Here is a 14,593-nt window from a genome sequence, read left to right as displayed (position 1 = left end):
TGTCGGTGGGTTCTGTAACCGTTCGTCCCCTCCCCCCCCCCCCCCCCCCCCCCCCCCCCCCCCCCCCCCCCCCCCCCCCCCCCCCCCCGCCGCCGGACGGTCTCAGGAGGCCTTCAGCAGCGGCCGGTTGTTGCACGGCCGGCCGTTCGGGCTGCTGGAACTCCCCCCGGGGCGGGTCCGACGGTTCGCGCCCTGCGAGAATCGTCGGACCCGCCCTAGCCGACCACCGTAGTACCAGCGGCCGTCGAGCCCGAGCACCAGCGCGCCGCCACCCGACGTGAAGTGAACCGGCCGACACCGGAGGCGAGTTGCCGCTACGGGAGGCGCGGCTCCGCGCTCCGGCGTCCCATCGCGTTTCCCCTCCTCGTACGAGGTGCGGGCACCCCGCGGAGCGGGGCCCGAACCTTCCGGCACTCAGGAGAGCGGCGGGCCGCACGGGAATAACGAAAACCTCTTGCGGAATTCGGCCGCCCGCGCGCGGCGGGCCGGGTCGCGCGGAGCGGAGGGCACCGGAGGGGCGGACCGAGGACGGTCCGAGAGACCCCGGGGACGGCCCCGGACGTGACGTTGCCGGGAAGCGCACTCGGGGGGTGTGCGCTCCCCGGCAACGGGGTGGTGGCGGCCACCCGGCCGGAGTCCCGGGGCCTGGGCTCAGACGGCCGTGAAGGAAATGCTAGGGCGTGCCACGGGGCCCTGAACAGAGTCCTGAACTGGCCAATTCCCGCCCAGGACATGCCAGCTGGGGCAGCTGACCGACGTTCCGTCAACCACCGGTCAGGCCGCCGCCCGCACCGGGGCCTGCTGCGCCGCCGCCCGGCCGCCGGCGCAGCCGCCGTGCAGTCGGGCCAGCCCGGCGGCCAGCCCCGCCCGATCCCCGGCGAGCCACAGGCGCAGCGCGGCGGACAGTGCGGCGCTGGCCGGTCCGCTCGACGGGCCGCCGGTCCGCGCGATCCGCTCGCCCAGCAGCGGCAGCAGGTCCGCGATCGGGGCGGGCAGCCAGAGGGTCAGGGCGCAGGGGGCGGGCCGGGCCAGGACGCGCCGCAGCGGCAGCGCGGAGGCGTCGTCGTGCAGCGCGGGGATGACCTCCAGCAGGCCGTCGACCACCACCTCGGAGACGTCCCCGCCGTGGCCGCGCGCGAGGGCCCGCAGCAGCGCGCGTTCGGCGGCGGTGATCCGGACGGTCAGCATGACCTCGTCGCAGTCCATGGTCCCGGTTCCCCTGTCGTGGAAGTCGTGGCGGTCGTGGCGGTCGTGGCCATCGGGGCCGGTGGGCCCGCCCCGGTGGTTCTCCTGCCCGTCAACGAGGCTCCGCTACCGGCGTTATCAGGCCGTAGTGGCCGTCGTAGCGGCGGTAGAGCACCCGGGCGCGGCCGTCGCCGGGGTCGGCGTAGCAGACGAACGGGCCGCCGGTCAGCCAGAGCCGCCGGGCCGCCTCGGTGAGGTCGAGCGGGCCCGCCGGGTCGGCGCCCGTGGACCGGCCCGCCCCGGGCGCGCCGCTGAGCGGGCAGCGGTCGACCAGCGCGTCCCGGCCGGTCGCGGCGTCCGCGAAGAGGTGGAACGGCCGGTCCAGCGCGAGCAGTTCGCGGGTGGCCTGCTCGGGGGTGCGGCGGGCGAGGACGACCTCCTTGCGCCGGGCGATCCGCCGTTCGGCGAGCGGGCGGGCGGCGTACTGCGGGCGGTAGGCGCTCTCGTGGGCGTCGGCGAATCCGATGTCGCCCTGCTCGCGCAGCCGGCCGGCCCGGCCGGCGAGGGTGCCCAGGGCGACGTCGACGGCCTCACGGGCGGTGACGGCGGCGAGTTGCACCCGGACCGGGCCGACGCCGGCCAGGTCGGCGTCGGCCTGCGCGAGGGCGGGCCGGGTCATGGCCCGGTCGCGCACGCGGGTGAGCCTGATGCGCAGCACGCGGGTTCCGGGGCCGAGCCCGGCCGCCGTGTCCAGTGCCTGCGCCCGGGCGTACTCGGCGTCCTCGCGCGGCAGCTCGCCGCGGATTTCCACCCGGACGTCGAGGGCGGGCCGGTGGCGCAGACTGGTCATCAGGGTCCTCCTTCTCCCCGACCATGCTGGCCCTCGGGCGGCCAGGCGGCGAGGGTCCAAAGACCCTGCGCGAGGGGCCCGGCCCGGATCTTTCCGGTGGGGCCTTCACCGCAGGTCAGCAGCACGTTCCGGGGCGGTCGGAGCCACTGCGGATGATCGACCGTTGGAGTGATCCGCCCGCGTTCGGCGCAACGCCCGTCGGACCGGCGCGTTTGCCATGACGTGCGCCCCTCCAGCCGGGGCACGCGCGGATCCGCGCGAGCCGGCCCCCCACCTCCCGGCCGGCCCGTCGGGGCCCCCGGTATCGTCCGCACCGGCTCCTCTGATGAGAGGTACTGACATGACCCTGCTGACCGAGACGCGGCAACGGGACCTCCCCCCGAGAACCGCACCGACCGCACCCCGCACCACCCGTGCGGCCGTCCCCCCGCTCGCCCCCGGCGCGGTCCCCGGCCTCGGCCACGCGGCCGCCCTGCTCCGCGACCCGCTCGGATTCCTCGGCTCGCTCTCCCGGCACGGCGGCGTCGTCCGGATCCGGCTCGGGCCGCGCACCGTCTGCGTGGTCACCGACGCCCCGCTCGTCCACACCCTGCTCGTCGCCCTCGCCTACGACTGCCCGCGCGGCGCCGTCCAGGACACCCTCAAGACGGCGTTCGGCGACGGCCTGCTGATGTCCGAGGGCCAGGCCCACCGCGACCGCCGCCGGATCATCCAACCCGCCTTCGGGCCGGACCGAATGGCCGAGTACGTCGCCGTGATGCACCAGGTCACCGAGGAGCGGGCCGGGCGCTGGCACCCCGGGCAAGTCCTCGACGTGGCCAAGGAGATGAACCACCTCGCGCTGGAGATCGTCACCCGCTCGCTGTTCGACGCCCGGCTGAGCGAGGACGCCACCCTGGCCTTCCACCAGGCCCTGCCGGACCTGGTGAAGGGCCAGATCGTCCAGTCCCTCTACCCGCACCCGGCGCTCGCCCGGCTGCCGTTGCCCGTCAACCGGCGCTTCGACGCCGCCGTCCGGGTGCTCAACCGAGTCGTCGACCAGGCCGTCAGGCCGACGGGCACCCGGTCCGCCGAGCGGGGCGGCACCCTGCCCGCCCTGCTGCGTGCCGCCACCGACCCGGGCACCGGCCGGCCACTCACCGAGGCGGACGTCCGGTCCGAGGCGATCACCATGTTCGGCGCCGGCACCGAGACCGTCTCCACCACGCTGACCTGGCTCCTCGACGAACTCCTGCGCCACCCCGAGGTGGAGGCCCGGGTGCTCGCCGAACTCGACGAGCACCTGCCCGCCGGCGCCGCCCCCACCCCCGAGGCGCTCGCCAGGCTCACCTACACCCGCAGCGTCACCCAGGAGGTGGTGCGGCTGCACGCGCCCAACGCCTTCCTGATGCGCACCGCCCAGGTGCCGGTGGACCTCGGCCCGTACCGGATCCCGGCCGGCACCGAACTGCTCTACAGCCTCACCGCGCTGCACCGCGACCCGGACCGCTACCCGGACCCGCTGCGCTTCCGCCCGGATCGCTGGCAGTCGGGCGGGGCCGGACGGCACTCCTTCCTCCCGTTCGGGGCCGGCAAGCACAAGTGCATCGGGGAGGCCTTCGCCTGGGCCGAGCTGACGGTCGCGGCGGCCGCGATCCTGCGCCGCTGGCGACCGGTGGCCGTCCCCGACTCCCGGGCCCGGGAGGTGGTGTGGACGACGGTCCAGGCGCACGGGCTGCGCGTGCGGCTGGCCCCGCGCGGCGCCCGGGTGCCCCGCCCGGACAGCCCGCCGGACGACCGGGCGGGGGACGACCGGGTGCCGGACGACCGGGTGCCGGACGACCAGGTGGGGGACGACGGGGTGGGGGACGACGAGGTGGGCGTCGAGGCCCCGCCGGCGGCCCGCTGCCCGGTGAGCATCCCCGACCCGGCCCCCGCCGCGTCCCAACTCCCGCAGCGGTCCGGCGAACTGCGCACCGCCGCGGCCCGGCACGCCGCCTGGGTGGTCGGCCGCAACCTCCTCACCCCGCCCGAGATGACCCGCTACGGGGCCTACGCCCTGCACGAGTTGATCGGCCACGCCTTCCCCCGCGCCCACGGCGCCAACCTCGACCTGCTGGTGGACATGCTGGGCTGGTTCACCATCCTCGACGACCGCTTCGACGGCCCGCCGGGGCGCCGCCCCGCCGAAGCCCGCGACGTCGTCGACCCGCTCATCGACGCCCTGCGCCGCACCGGGGCCGATCGGACGGGCGCCTCCGCGCCGGTCGGCGAGGGCCCGGCACCGCGCTCGGGCGACCACCTGCTCCGCGCCTGGCACGACCTGTGGAGCCGCCAGGCGCAGGGCATGTCGCTCAACTGGCGCGTCCGGGCCGCCCGGGAATGGCAGGCCTGTCTGGAGACCTTCCCCGCCGAGGCCGAACACCGCGCCCACGGCACGGTCCCCGCCCTCGGACTGCCCGAGACCATGCGGCTGCGCCGCCACGGCAGCTGCCTCTACCCGTTCATGAACATACTGGAACGGGTCCACGGCGCCGACGCCCCCGCCGCCCTCCACGCGGAGCCCGCACTGCACCGGCTGCGCGCCAACACCGCCGACGCCGCCACGCTGATCAACGACCTGTACTCACTGGAGCGGGAGGAGCGCCAGGCCGCGGCCGCCTTCAACACCGTCCTCACCCTGCAACGGATCCGCGGCTGCACCCGCAGCCGGGCCGTCGGCGCCGTCCGCTCCCGGGTCGCCCGGCTGCGGCGGGAGAACGAAGCCCTGCGCAGCGACCTGCGCCGCCGCCACCCGGCCGGGCGCTGGTACCTGGACGGCACCCGGGAGCTCATCGAGGGCGTCCAGGCCTGGACCAGCACCAGCGACCGCTACCTCGTGAAGGACGGCCCTCGGACGTAGGAGGTGCCTACTTGCGGCCGCCGAGCGCGAACAGCAGCAACACGAAGCCGGCGAACAGGTGCGTGGCGAAGATGTAGATGCCGGCCCGGATGAGCATGGCCTTGCGCCGGCGCTTCTCCTCGCGCGTGCCGTCGCTCGTGCTCTCGCTCATGGCGGGGGTTCTCCTCGGGTCGGCCGGCCGGGTCGGGCGCGGGTCCAACGGGCTGGCCGGGCTCGCCGGGCTCCTCGGGTTCAGCCGGCCCGAGGGCCTCGGCGGGCTCAACGGTGCGGCCGGCCGCCGGGCTCGCGCAGTTCGGTGAGCAGCGCGCCCTGGTCGGTGATCAGCTCGGTCAGGATCCGGCGCGCGGCCCGCAGCAGCTCGGCCACGTCCGGGGTGCTGAGCGCGTACACCACGGTGTTGCCCTCGCGGGTGGCGGCGACCAGCTGGGTACGGCGCAGCACCGCGAGCTGCTGGGAGAGGTTGGAGGGCTCGACCTCGATCTCGGCCAGCAGCTCGCGCACCGGCCGGGGCCCGTCCTGGAGCAGTTCCAGCACCCGGATCCGGACCGGGTGGCCGAGGGTGCGGAAGAACTCCGCCTTGGCCTGGTACAGCGGGACGGGCATCGTCGGCGCCCCTCCCTCGGGTACGGCTCGCTGGGCGTGCGGCCGCGCCCTCAACGGCGGCCGGCAAGCATCATCGCCACAGATGAAGGTTTCTTCAAGTCGTCACAGTGGGCGCCCGGCCGTCGCCTGGCGGTCGCCCGGCCCGCCGGGGCCGCCCCCGAGTGGTCCACGTCACATCCGGAGGGCGTGCGGGAACGCCGGAAGCCGAGCCCGGGACGCTGCCAACTCCCGGACTCGGCGGTCATGGTGAGGTTCCGTCAGCAGCCTACAGGTACATCCACCTCGACCGGGGCCGGACCCCGCGAGATCGACTCGACGGAGAAGGTCGCGTGAAGGACCGAACCGCACGGCACGGTGACGCTGATACCGTCGACCCGCACGGTGGCGGTCGTGAACACGGCGCGCACGCTCGCCGAGCCGAGCGACTCGCCGCCGACCACCCCGGCCGACAGGCGGGTGAGCAGCTCCTGCGGCTTCGGCGGCCACGGGGTGTCCGGGGTGGGCGGACCGGCCAGGCCGATCTGCCCGTACAGCACGACACTGCCGCCGGTGACCTCGGCGCAGACCTTGGTCGACAGCCCGGCCTGGAGACCGTTGTAGCCGCAGGTCGTCACCGTGGCGACGGTCCCGGCCGCGCCGCCGGCCGACGCGGCGAGCGCCGGCGCCGGCGCCGCGAGCAGGGCGACGGCACCGGCCGCGCCCGAGGCGATCCGGGTGATGCGGTTCATTGTCTTCTCCTTCGGAGGGTACGAGGAACGATCAGAACAGGCGAGGTCACATGTGACATTTCACATGTGCCATGACGGTACTTTGCCATGCGATTCCCATGCCACGACCGGGATTCTGCCTTCGAAGTGCCGAGCCGACCGAAACCAGACCTTCGATGGCGTAATCCCACCCCGGAGGGTCGGGATCCGCGCACCTGCCACGGCCGGTCTGCCCGGCGCCCGGCGCGGGGCGGTCGCCCGCCTCGCAGGCGTCGGCCTGGGGACGGCCCGCACGGCGCCCGCGCCCACGGGCGGGCCACTGTCGGCCACCGCCGGCCGACCACCGCCGGTCGGCCGCCGCCGGCTCAGTCCAGAGAGGCCCGCAGGGCGTCGACCCGGGTGACGGCGTCCGCGAAGGCCGCGCGGTCGAGACGGCCGGAGTCCAGGGCGTCGGCGAGGGCCGTGGTGGCGTCCTCGGCCTGCTGCGGGTCGCGGGCGGAGCAGAGGATCAGGTCCATCCCGGCCTCGGCGGCAGCGACCGCACGGGAGCCCGCGCCGCCGTACGAGGCGAGGGCCTCGGCCTCCAGGGCATCGGTGACCGTGACACCCTGGAAGCCCAGGCGTCCGCGCAGCTCGCCCTGGACCACGGCGGGCGACATCCCGGCCGGGCGGTCCGGGTCGAGCGCCGGGTAGACCGCCCAGGAGGCCATCACCAGCCCGACACCCGCCGCGATGGCCGCCCGATAGGGCTCCTCGCCGCGGGCGCGCAGCTCGTCCAGCGGCACGGACAGGGTGACGGGGCGGTCATCGGTGTTCTCGCCGTTGGCGGCCGAGCCCAGCCCGGGGAAGTGCTTGGCGGTGGCGGCCACGCCCAGGCCCTGCTGGGCGGCGAGGAAGGCGCTGCCCAACTCGCCTACACCGGCCGGGTCCTGACCGTAGGAGCGCTCATGGCGGTCGATGAAGTTGCCCGGGGTGTCGTAGACGTCCAGCACCGGCGCGAGGTTCACGTTGAGCCCCGCGTCCGCGAGCGTCCCGGCGGCGCCGACACCGGCTCGGCCCGCCGCGCCGAGCGGGTCGGGGTCCGATCCGGTCCGGCGGGCGGAGAGTTCGGGCGCGCCGGGCAGGCGGCGCACCTTGCCGCCCTCCTGGTCGGTCATCAGCAGCAGTCCCTCGGGCACCGGCGACTGCGCCGCCGCCTCCCGCAACTGACCGACGGCCTCGGCGAGTTGCGCCGGGCTCGTGACATTCTCGGCGAACAGGATGACCCCGGCCGCCCGCCCCTCCCGGATCGTCCGCAGCACGCCCGGCGGCGGTGTCGGACCGGCGTACGAGAGTACGATCCGGCGCCCAGCGAGCTGCCGCGCGTCCTGATCGGCCATCTCCGCCGCCACCGCCCCCTCTCCCGGGGCAACTCCGCGCCCCGGTATCGACTCCGGTATCGACGCCGGCGCGGACACCGGTGCCGACGCCGGTGCGGACGCCGGTGCCGACCCGGCCGGAACCGGCCCGAGCGTGGCCGCCAGCACCACCAGCATCGCGCCGAACTGGACGGTGCGCCGAAGCACGGCCATCACGCCTCCCTGAGGTCGGCAGCGGGATACGGCCCGTCAAGGCACCCACGCCTGTCAAGGCACCCGAGCCCGTCGCCACCATAGCCCGGACCCCGGAGGAGCACACCCGCGCCGGCGCGGACGGGGGACCCGGGCGCCGGACGCCCTCAGCAGCCCTACCGGCGCAGCAACCGCCCCAGGACGGCGACTCCCTCCGCGATCTCCCCCGGCGCACCCGCCGCGTAGCCGAGCACCAGCCCCGGCGGGTACGGCAGGCGCGCGTGCCAGGACAGCGGCTGCACCTTGACGCCCTCGGCGAGCGCCGCCGTGGCCAGTTCGGTGTCCGTACAGCGGGCCCCGGGCGGCAGGGTGAGCATCAGGTGCAGGCCGGCCGCCGCGCCGTGGACGGTGGCGCCGGGGAGGTGGGCGTGGACGGCGGCGATCATCGCGTCCCGTCGTCGGCGGTGGCGGTGGCGCAACAGCCGCAGGTGGCGGTCGAGTTCGCCGGACTCCATCAGCCGGGCCAGCACCAGCTGCGGCAGCACCGGGTTGCCCAGGTCGGCGAACCGCTTGGCCTCCAGGACGGCCTCGCGCAGCCGCGGCGGCACCAGCAGCCAGCCGGTGCGCAGCGCGGGGGCGAGCAGTTTGGAGATGCTGCCCGCGTAGCAGACCTGCTCCGGCAGGGCGGCGCGCAGCGCGGGGACGGGCGGGCGGTCGTAGCGGTGCTCGGCGTCGTAGTCGTCCTCGATGACCAGGCCGCCCTCGCCCGCCCAGCGCAGCAGTTCGCGCCGCCGCTCGCCGCCGAGGACGACCCCGGTCGGGTACTGGTGGGCCGGGGTGAGCAGGACGGCCGGGGCGCCGGTGGCGCGCAGCGCGTCGACCCGGACGCCCTCGGCGTCGACCGCGACGGGCGGGGTCGCGGCGAGCCAGTGGGCGAGGTGCTGGCGGGCGCCGAGCGAGCCCGGGTCCTCGACGGCGACCTCGGTGACGCCCACCCGGCCGAGCGCCCGGCCGAGCAGGGCGAGGGCCTGGGCCGTCCCGGCGACGATCAGCACCTCGTCCGGGTCGGCGCGGATGCCCCGGTTGCGGGCCAGCCAGTGGGCGACGGCCTGGCGCAGCGCGGGGGTACCGCGGACGTCTCCGTAGCCGAGGTCCGCGGCGGCGAGGCCGTCGAGGACGGCGCGTTCGGCGCGCAGCCAGGCGGCGCGGGGGAAGGCGGCGAGGTCGGGCACACCGGGGGTGAGGTCGATCCGGGCGGACGTGCCGCGCAGCAGGTCGAACACCTCGGGGTCGGGGTCGGCGTGGAACAGGACAGGCTCCGGCCGGGCGCGCGACGAGGCCGGGGACTTGTCCGACCACGGGGATGTGGCCGACCACGGGGGCGCGGGCGGCGCCGGGGCCGCGACGACGACGGTGCCGCCCCTGCCCCGGCCGGCGATCTGGCCCTCCTCGGCCAGGCGCCGGTAGGCGTCGGTCACCACTCCCCGGGAGACGCCGAGTTCGGCCGCCAGCCCCCGGGTGGCGGGCAGCCGGCTGCCCGTGGGGAGACGGCCGTCGGCGATGGCCTCGCGCAGCCGGCGGGCGAGCCAGCCGGTCAGGCCGCCGGGCGGGGCGTCGGCGGTGTCGAGCTGGAGGAAGTCGGCGCCCGGGTCCGCCTGTTTGGACCTGCCGTCTGGCGCTTCTTTGGACCTGTTCACCGGGCCATTGTGGCGCGAAGGTGGGGCCATGACCACGGAAACGGCATCACTGAACGACCGGCAGGACGCCGCAGGCCCCGGCCCCGGCCACGACTACGCCCCGGGTTACGTCCACGGCTACTCGGAGACCGAGGCGCAACGGCTCGGCGACCAGGCGGACACCCTCGCCGAGCTGCTGCACGCGGGCACCGCGTACCCGGCGGGCAGCCGGGTGCTGGAGGCGGGCTGCGGGGTGGGGGCGCAGACCGCGCACCTGCTGGCCGCCGGCCCCGGCGTGCTGCTGACGGCGGTGGACGTCTCCGCGGACTCGCTGGCGCGGGCCCGGGCCCGGGTGGCGGCCGAGGCGCCCACCGCGCGGGTCACCTGGCACCACGGCGACCTGCACCGACTCGCCTTCCCGGACGGCTCCTTCGACCACGTCTTCGTGTGCTTCGTGCTGGAGCACCTGGCCGACCCGGTGGCCGCGCTGACCGCGCTGCGGCGGGTGCTGCGGCCGGGCGGCACGATCACGGTGATCGAGGGCGACCACGGCTCGGCCTTCTTCCACCCGCAGGGCCCGGCGGCCCGCGACGCGGTCGACCTGCTGGTGCGGCTCCAGGCGGCGGCCGGCGGTGACGCCCTGCTCGGGCGCCGCCTGTACCCGCTCCTGACGGAGGCCGGCTTCCGGGACGTGGCTGTCCGCCCCCGCACCGTCCACGCCGACGGCGCCCGCCCCGCCCTGGTCGAGGGCTTCACCCGGCGCACCTTCGTCGCGATGGTCGAGGCCGTCCGCGCCGAGGCGCTGGCCGCCGGTCTGACCACCCCCGACGCCTTCGACCACGGCATCGCCGAACTGCGCCGCACGGCCGAGCCGGGCGGGACGTTCCACTACACCTTCTTCAAGGCGGTGGCGGTCAACCCGTAGGCCGGTCGGGCGGGGAGGTCCGCCCGCGCGCCCGCCCGCTCACTCCGGGCTGTCGCCGAGGGCGGCCAGGAGGGTGCGCATGGCGTCGACGAGGGTAGCGGTCCCGGGGTCGTCGAGGCCGGCGAGGAGGGCGCGCTCGGTGGCGAGGTGGTCGGGGAGGGCGCGGTCGATCAGGGCGTGGCCCTCGGGGGTGAGCGCGACCACGCGGCTGCGGCCGTCCTGGTCACTCTGGGTGCGGGTGACCAGGCCGCGGGCCTCCAGACGGTCGAGGCGCTGGGTGATGGCGCCGGAGGTGACCATGGCGGACTGCATCAGCCCGGTGGGGGTGAGGCGGTAGGGCGGGCCGCTGCGCTTGAGGGTGGCGAGGACGTCGAAGGAGGCGGCGTCCAGGCCGTGTTCGCCGAAGGTCCGGTTGAGCTCCGCATCCACCAGGCGGTAGAGGCGCTTGAGCCGGCCGAACACCTCCATCGGAGAGACGTCCAGGTCGGGGCGCTCGACGGCCCATTGCGCGACTACTCGGTCCACATGATCTGCATCTGCCACAGGTTCAGGGTAGGGGATCCCGGAGGGATTCCTTAGCGATGAGGTAACTGTGAGCCACGCCACCCCGCCAAAGCGGTGAGAGATGCCTTAGCGCTGAGATACATTTGCTTAGTGCTAAGAAATCGCCTCGGAATCGTGCTGGTGACGGCGACAGCCCCCGCCGTCTGGGGGTCGACGTACATCGTCACCACCGAACTGCTCCCGCCCCACCGTCCACTCCTCGCGGCCGTCCTCCGGGCCCTGCCCGCAGGGCTGCTGCTGATCGCCGTCACCCGCCGGCTGCCGAAGGGCAGCTGGTGGTGGCGCGCGCTGGTCCTCGGCGCGCTGAACATCGGCGCCTTCCTCGCCCTCCTCTTCATAGCCGCCTACCGCCTCCCCGGCGGGGTCGCCGCCACGGTCGGCGCCGTCCAGCCGCTGATCACCGCCGGACTCTCGGCCGCGCTGCTCGGCGACCGGCTCACGCCGCGCACGGTGATCTGCGGCATCGCGGGGATCGCGGGCGTCAGCCTGCTGGTCCTGCGGGCCGACGCCCAACTGGACGCCGTCGGCGTGGCCGCCGCGTTCGCCGGCGCGGTCGTCATGGCCACCGGCGTCGTCCTCTCCAAACGCTGGGTCTCCCCCGCCCCGCTGCTCGCCACCACCGGCTGGCAGCTCACCGCCGGCGGACTGCTGCTGGTGCCGGTCGCACTGTTCGTCGAGGGCGCCCCGCCGTCCCACCTCACCGGCGGCAACCTGCTCGGCTACGGCTACCTCAGCCTGATCGGCGCGGCGCTCACGTACGCGCTCTGGTTCCGCGGGATCCGGGCACTGCCGCCGACCTCGGTCTCCTTCCTCTCGCTGCTCAGCCCGGTGGTCGCCACCGCGATCGGCTGGCTGGCCCTCGGGCAGGACCTCAGCCCGCTCCAGGCGCTCGGCGCACTGATCGTCCTCGGCTCGCTGATCGCGGCCCAGACCCGGCGCCGCCCCGGCACCACCACGCCCTCCGCGCCCGCCGCCCCGGACGCCCCGGCCGCCCCCGCCTCCGCCTCCGCACCGCCCGTCCGCGAGAACGCCTGACCCCGCCTCGTCTCCGCCGAATCCCCTCCCGCACTCCCCGATCCCCGCCCAGCAGCCGCTGGCACCCACCGCACCAGGAGAACCTCCATGCACATCACCGTGTTCGGCGCCACCGGCAACGTCGGCAGCCGGGTGGTGACCGAGGCACTCGCCCGCCGCCACCGGATCACCGCCGTCCTGCGCGACCCCGCCAAACCGCACGGCCTGCCGGCCGCCGTCGCCCTCGGTGTCGGCGACGCCCGTGACCCCGAGGACGTCGCCCGCCTCGCCGCCGGGCAGGACCTGGTGATCACCGCCACCCGCCCGGCGCCCGGCAGCGAGCACGAGCTGTCCGCCGCCACCCGGGGCCTGCTGGCCGGTCTCGCCGGAACGGGCGTGCGCCTGATGGCCGTCGGCGGCGCGGGCAGCCTCACCCTCCCCGGCCGCGGCGGGACGGCCCTCGCCGACGACCCCGGCTTCCCCGCCGAGCTCCGGCCGATCGCCCGGGCCTGCCGCGAGCAGCTCGACCTCTACCGCGCCGCCGACCCGGACGTCGACTGGACCTACCTGAGCCCCGCCGCCCTGCTCGAACCCGGCGAGCGCACCGGCCGCTTCCGGCTCGGACGGGACGAACTGCTGGTGGACGCCGAGGGCGCCTCGGTGATCTCCATGGAGGACCTCGCCGTCGCGCTGCTCGACGAGGCCGAGCAGCCCGCGCACCGCCGCACCCGCTTCACCGCCGCCTACTGACCTGGGGCGATCCTCCGTGTCCGGGGTGTACCCAGCACCACCCCGGACACGGAACCCCGCATGATCGACCGTCAGGGCGAGCTCGGACAGGATCATTCCCGTGAACACCAACGCATCGAACACCACGGCCTCGCACCCCATCACGCCGAGCACCACCGCGCCGAACACCACCGCCTCGCACACCCCGGCGGCCGGCGCCACCGCCTCCCGCACCCGGCGCGCCGCCCTGGCCGTCGCCGCCGCCGTCCTGGCCGGCCTCGCCGTACCGGCCACCGCCAGCGCCGCCCCGGACGCCGGCCGGAACCCGGGCGACGCCGAGGTCGCCCCCGCCCGCTACACCCACCAGACCCTCGCCTGGCAGCCCTGCGCCAAGCAGCCGGCGCTGGACTGCGCCACCATGACCGCCCCGCGCGACTGGCACCACGCCGACGCCGGCGCCGACGTGACGATCGCCGTCTCCCGGCACCGCGCCGGCGACCCGGCCAAGCGCAAGGGCACGCTGCTGATGGCCGCCGGCGGCCCCGGCGCGTCGGGCCTGCTGCGCCCGGCGAACCTGGCCACGGCCGCCCCGGCCGTCGGCGCCGCGTACGACATCGTGGGCTTCGACCAGCGCGGGGTCGGCGAGAGCACCCGGGCCGTGTGCCAGACGCCGGAGGAGTTCCAGGACTTCCTGGCCGGCGACTTCCGCGACCAGTCCCCGGCGGCGATCGACCGGGTGGTCGCCAACTCCAAGAAGCTGGCCGCCAGTTGCCAGGAGCGCACGGGCGACCTGCTGCCCTACCTGAACACCGAGCAGACCGCCCACGACATCGACCTGTTCCGCGGCCTGCTCGGCGAGCAGAAGCTCAGCTACTTCGGCCCCTCCTACGCCTCGATGATCGGGGCCTACTACGGGACGCTCTTCCCGCACCGGGTCGAGCGGATGATCCTGGACAGCAACATCGGCTTCGACGGCACCTGGGAGAAGTTCGAACTGGGCCAGCCGATGAGCTTCCAGCGCCGCTTCGACGAGGACTTCGTGCCGTGGCTGGCGGCCCGCGACGCCACCTACCACTGGGGCTCCACCCCCGAGGAGGTGCAGGCGCACTGGGAGCAGCGGCGCGCCGCGCTGCACGACCAGCCCATCGTCGACGGCTCCCTGACGATCGGCCCGAACCAGCTGGACAACGGCGCGATCAGCGCGATCTACGAGCGGGACACCTTCCCCTTCCTCGCCCAGGCCCTGACCGCCGTCGACGACTGGCCGGGGGCCGACCCCGCGGCCAGGACGATGGCCGGGCGGCTGTTCGGCCAGTACCTCAGCCCGGAGTTCCTCGCCGAGTACTTCTCGGTGACCTGCAACGACACCCCGTGGACCAAGGACATGGACACCTGGGTCCAGCGCGGCGCGGAGAACACCGCGCGCTATCCGCTGGCGGGCGCGCGCACGCTGGCCTTCAGCGCGGTCTGCGCGGCCTGGCCGACCGCGCCCGCCCCCAAGGTCAAGGTGACCGGCGCCCACCTGCCGACGGTGCTGATGCTCAACTCGGTGCACGACCCGGCGACGTACTACGAGGCCGCGCTCGGCGCGCACCGCGCGCTGCGCGGCTCCAAGCTGGTGACCGTCACCGGGAGCGGCGACCACGGCCAGTACCCCACCGCCAACTCCTGCGTCACCGACGTCGTCGAGAGCTACCTGCTGGGCGGCCGCGCCCCCGAGCGCGACCTCGTCTGCCCCACCCCGCAGGCGGGTTGAGTGCCCGGCCGCTCGACCGCGGCCGTCGGGGCGCGCGTCGGGTGAGGCACGGCGGGGGGCCGAACGTCACCGGGGGGCGGCCCGCCCGGGCGGGGACCCCTCGGGGTGTCTTGTTCCGGCAGCGGCCCTCGAAGTGCACAAAAAACGCGGAAA

The 14,593-nt window shown here is 75.6% G+C and carries 13 protein-coding genes; 5 read left to right on the top strand and 8 right to left on the bottom strand.

The window, feature by feature from the left end; genetic code table 11:
* Positions 1 to 774 precede the first annotated feature (774 nt).
* Complete coding sequence (locus tag AC07AL_RS16860; RefSeq protein ID WP_063350641.1) at positions 775 to 1,206, bottom strand: hypothetical protein; 432 nt, start codon at positions 1,204 to 1,206, stop codon at positions 775 to 777.
* Positions 1,207 to 1,297: 91 nt separating this feature from the next.
* Positions 1,298 to 2,035, bottom strand: a complete 738-nt coding sequence (locus tag AC07AL_RS16855; protein ID WP_478317725.1) for a sigma 54 modulation/S30EA ribosomal C-terminal domain-containing protein — start codon at positions 2,033 to 2,035, stop codon at positions 1,298 to 1,300.
* A gap of 340 nt (positions 2,036 to 2,375) precedes the next feature.
* On the opposite strand from AC07AL_RS16855, the gene AC07AL_RS16850 reads away from it, so the two are divergent.
* Positions 2,376 to 4,916 carry a cytochrome P450 gene (locus AC07AL_RS16850; protein WP_478317724.1) on the top strand — a complete coding sequence of 847 codons (2,541 nt, stop codon included), beginning with the start codon at positions 2,376 to 2,378 and terminating at the stop codon, positions 4,914 to 4,916.
* A gap of 7 nt (positions 4,917 to 4,923) precedes the next feature.
* Here AC07AL_RS16850 and AC07AL_RS16845 read toward each other — a convergent pair whose 3' ends face one another.
* From AC07AL_RS16845 to pdxR, 5 genes are all read right to left on the bottom strand, one after another.
* Complete coding sequence (locus AC07AL_RS16845) at positions 4,924 to 5,067, bottom strand: DUF6126 family protein (protein WP_159398578.1); 144 nt, start codon at positions 5,065 to 5,067, stop codon at positions 4,924 to 4,926.
* Positions 5,068 to 5,174: 107 nt separating this feature from the next.
* Entirely contained in the window at positions 5,175 to 5,519 is a 345-nt protein-coding gene (locus AC07AL_RS16840; protein ID WP_063350638.1) for an ArsR/SmtB family transcription factor, read from the bottom strand.
* A gap of 257 nt (positions 5,520 to 5,776) precedes the next feature.
* Entirely contained in the window at positions 5,777 to 6,247 is a 471-nt protein-coding gene (locus tag AC07AL_RS16835; RefSeq protein WP_363587500.1) for a hypothetical protein, read from the bottom strand.
* 344 nt (positions 6,248 to 6,591) lie between these two features.
* Positions 6,592 to 7,797 (bottom strand): glycoside hydrolase family 3 N-terminal domain-containing protein, encoded by a 1,206-nt coding sequence (locus tag AC07AL_RS16830; RefSeq protein ID WP_478317723.1) that lies wholly within the window; start codon positions 7,795 to 7,797, stop codon positions 6,592 to 6,594.
* Between the two features lie 155 nt (positions 7,798 to 7,952).
* Positions 7,953 to 9,503: a MocR-like pyridoxine biosynthesis transcription factor PdxR gene (gene pdxR, locus AC07AL_RS16825; RefSeq protein ID WP_478317722.1), complete on the bottom strand. Its 1,551-nt coding sequence runs from the start codon at positions 9,501 to 9,503 to the stop codon at positions 7,953 to 7,955.
* Here pdxR and AC07AL_RS16820 point away from each other — a divergent pair.
* Entirely contained in the window at positions 9,502 to 10,377 is an 876-nt protein-coding gene (locus AC07AL_RS16820) for an L-histidine N(alpha)-methyltransferase (protein WP_363587494.1), read from the top strand. The genes pdxR and AC07AL_RS16820 overlap by 2 nt on opposite strands.
* A gap of 39 nt (positions 10,378 to 10,416) precedes the next feature.
* Here the strand turns inward: AC07AL_RS16820 and AC07AL_RS16815 are convergent, their stop codons facing one another.
* A complete protein-coding gene (locus tag AC07AL_RS16815; RefSeq protein ID WP_363587492.1) occupies positions 10,417 to 10,920 on the bottom strand; it encodes a MarR family winged helix-turn-helix transcriptional regulator in 504 nt (167 codons plus the stop codon).
* A 111-nt stretch (positions 10,921 to 11,031) separates the two neighbouring features.
* Here AC07AL_RS16815 and AC07AL_RS16810 point away from each other — a divergent pair, with 111 nt between their 5' ends.
* From AC07AL_RS16810 to AC07AL_RS16800, 3 genes are all read left to right on the top strand, one after another.
* Positions 11,032 to 11,976 (top strand): EamA family transporter, encoded by a 945-nt coding sequence (locus tag AC07AL_RS16810; protein ID WP_478317720.1) that lies wholly within the window; start codon positions 11,032 to 11,034, stop codon positions 11,974 to 11,976.
* Between the two features lie 87 nt (positions 11,977 to 12,063).
* Positions 12,064 to 12,705 carry an NAD(P)-dependent oxidoreductase gene (locus AC07AL_RS16805; RefSeq protein WP_363617266.1) on the top strand — a complete coding sequence of 214 codons (642 nt, stop codon included), beginning with the start codon at positions 12,064 to 12,066 and terminating at the stop codon, positions 12,703 to 12,705.
* A 100-nt stretch (positions 12,706 to 12,805) separates the two neighbouring features.
* Entirely contained in the window at positions 12,806 to 14,440 is a 1,635-nt protein-coding gene (locus AC07AL_RS16800; protein WP_478317719.1) for an alpha/beta hydrolase, read from the top strand.
* The last annotated feature ends 153 nt before the right edge of the window (positions 14,441 to 14,593 follow it).

This window comes from Kitasatospora sp. NPDC043949, from assembly GCF_056435365.1.
Note: the sequence above shows the minus strand (reverse complement) of the source record. Positions and strands in the feature narration are given on the sequence as shown.

What these genes read in the sequence shown, in the direction of transcription:
- AC07AL_RS16845 (WP_159398578.1), bottom strand. Translation starts at nt 5,067, where the DNA reads ATGAGCGAGAGCACGAGCGACGGCACGCGCGAGGAGAAGCGCCGGCGC.
- AC07AL_RS16860 (WP_063350641.1), bottom strand. Translation starts at nt 1,206, where the DNA reads ATGGACTGCGACGAGGTCATGCTGACCGTCCGGATCACCGCCGCCGAA.
- AC07AL_RS16805 (WP_363617266.1), top strand. Translation starts at nt 12,064, where the DNA reads ATGCACATCACCGTGTTCGGCGCCACCGGCAACGTCGGCAGCCGGGTG.
- AC07AL_RS16855 (WP_478317725.1), bottom strand. Translation starts at nt 2,035, where the DNA reads ATGACCAGTCTGCGCCACCGGCCCGCCCTCGACGTCCGGGTGGAAATC.
- pdxR (WP_478317722.1), bottom strand. Translation starts at nt 9,503, where the DNA reads ATGGCCCCACCTTCGCGCCACAATGGCCCGGTGAACAGGTCCAAAGAA.
- AC07AL_RS16835 (WP_363587500.1), bottom strand. Translation starts at nt 6,247, where the DNA reads ATGAACCGCATCACCCGGATCGCCTCGGGCGCGGCCGGTGCCGTCGCC.
- AC07AL_RS16820 (WP_363587494.1), top strand. Translation starts at nt 9,502, where the DNA reads ATGACCACGGAAACGGCATCACTGAACGACCGGCAGGACGCCGCAGGC.
- AC07AL_RS16850 (WP_478317724.1), top strand. Translation starts at nt 2,376, where the DNA reads ATGACCCTGCTGACCGAGACGCGGCAACGGGACCTCCCCCCGAGAACC.
- AC07AL_RS16840 (WP_063350638.1), bottom strand. Translation starts at nt 5,519, where the DNA reads ATGCCCGTCCCGCTGTACCAGGCCAAGGCGGAGTTCTTCCGCACCCTC.
- AC07AL_RS16830 (WP_478317723.1), bottom strand. Translation starts at nt 7,797, where the DNA reads ATGGCCGTGCTTCGGCGCACCGTCCAGTTCGGCGCGATGCTGGTGGTG.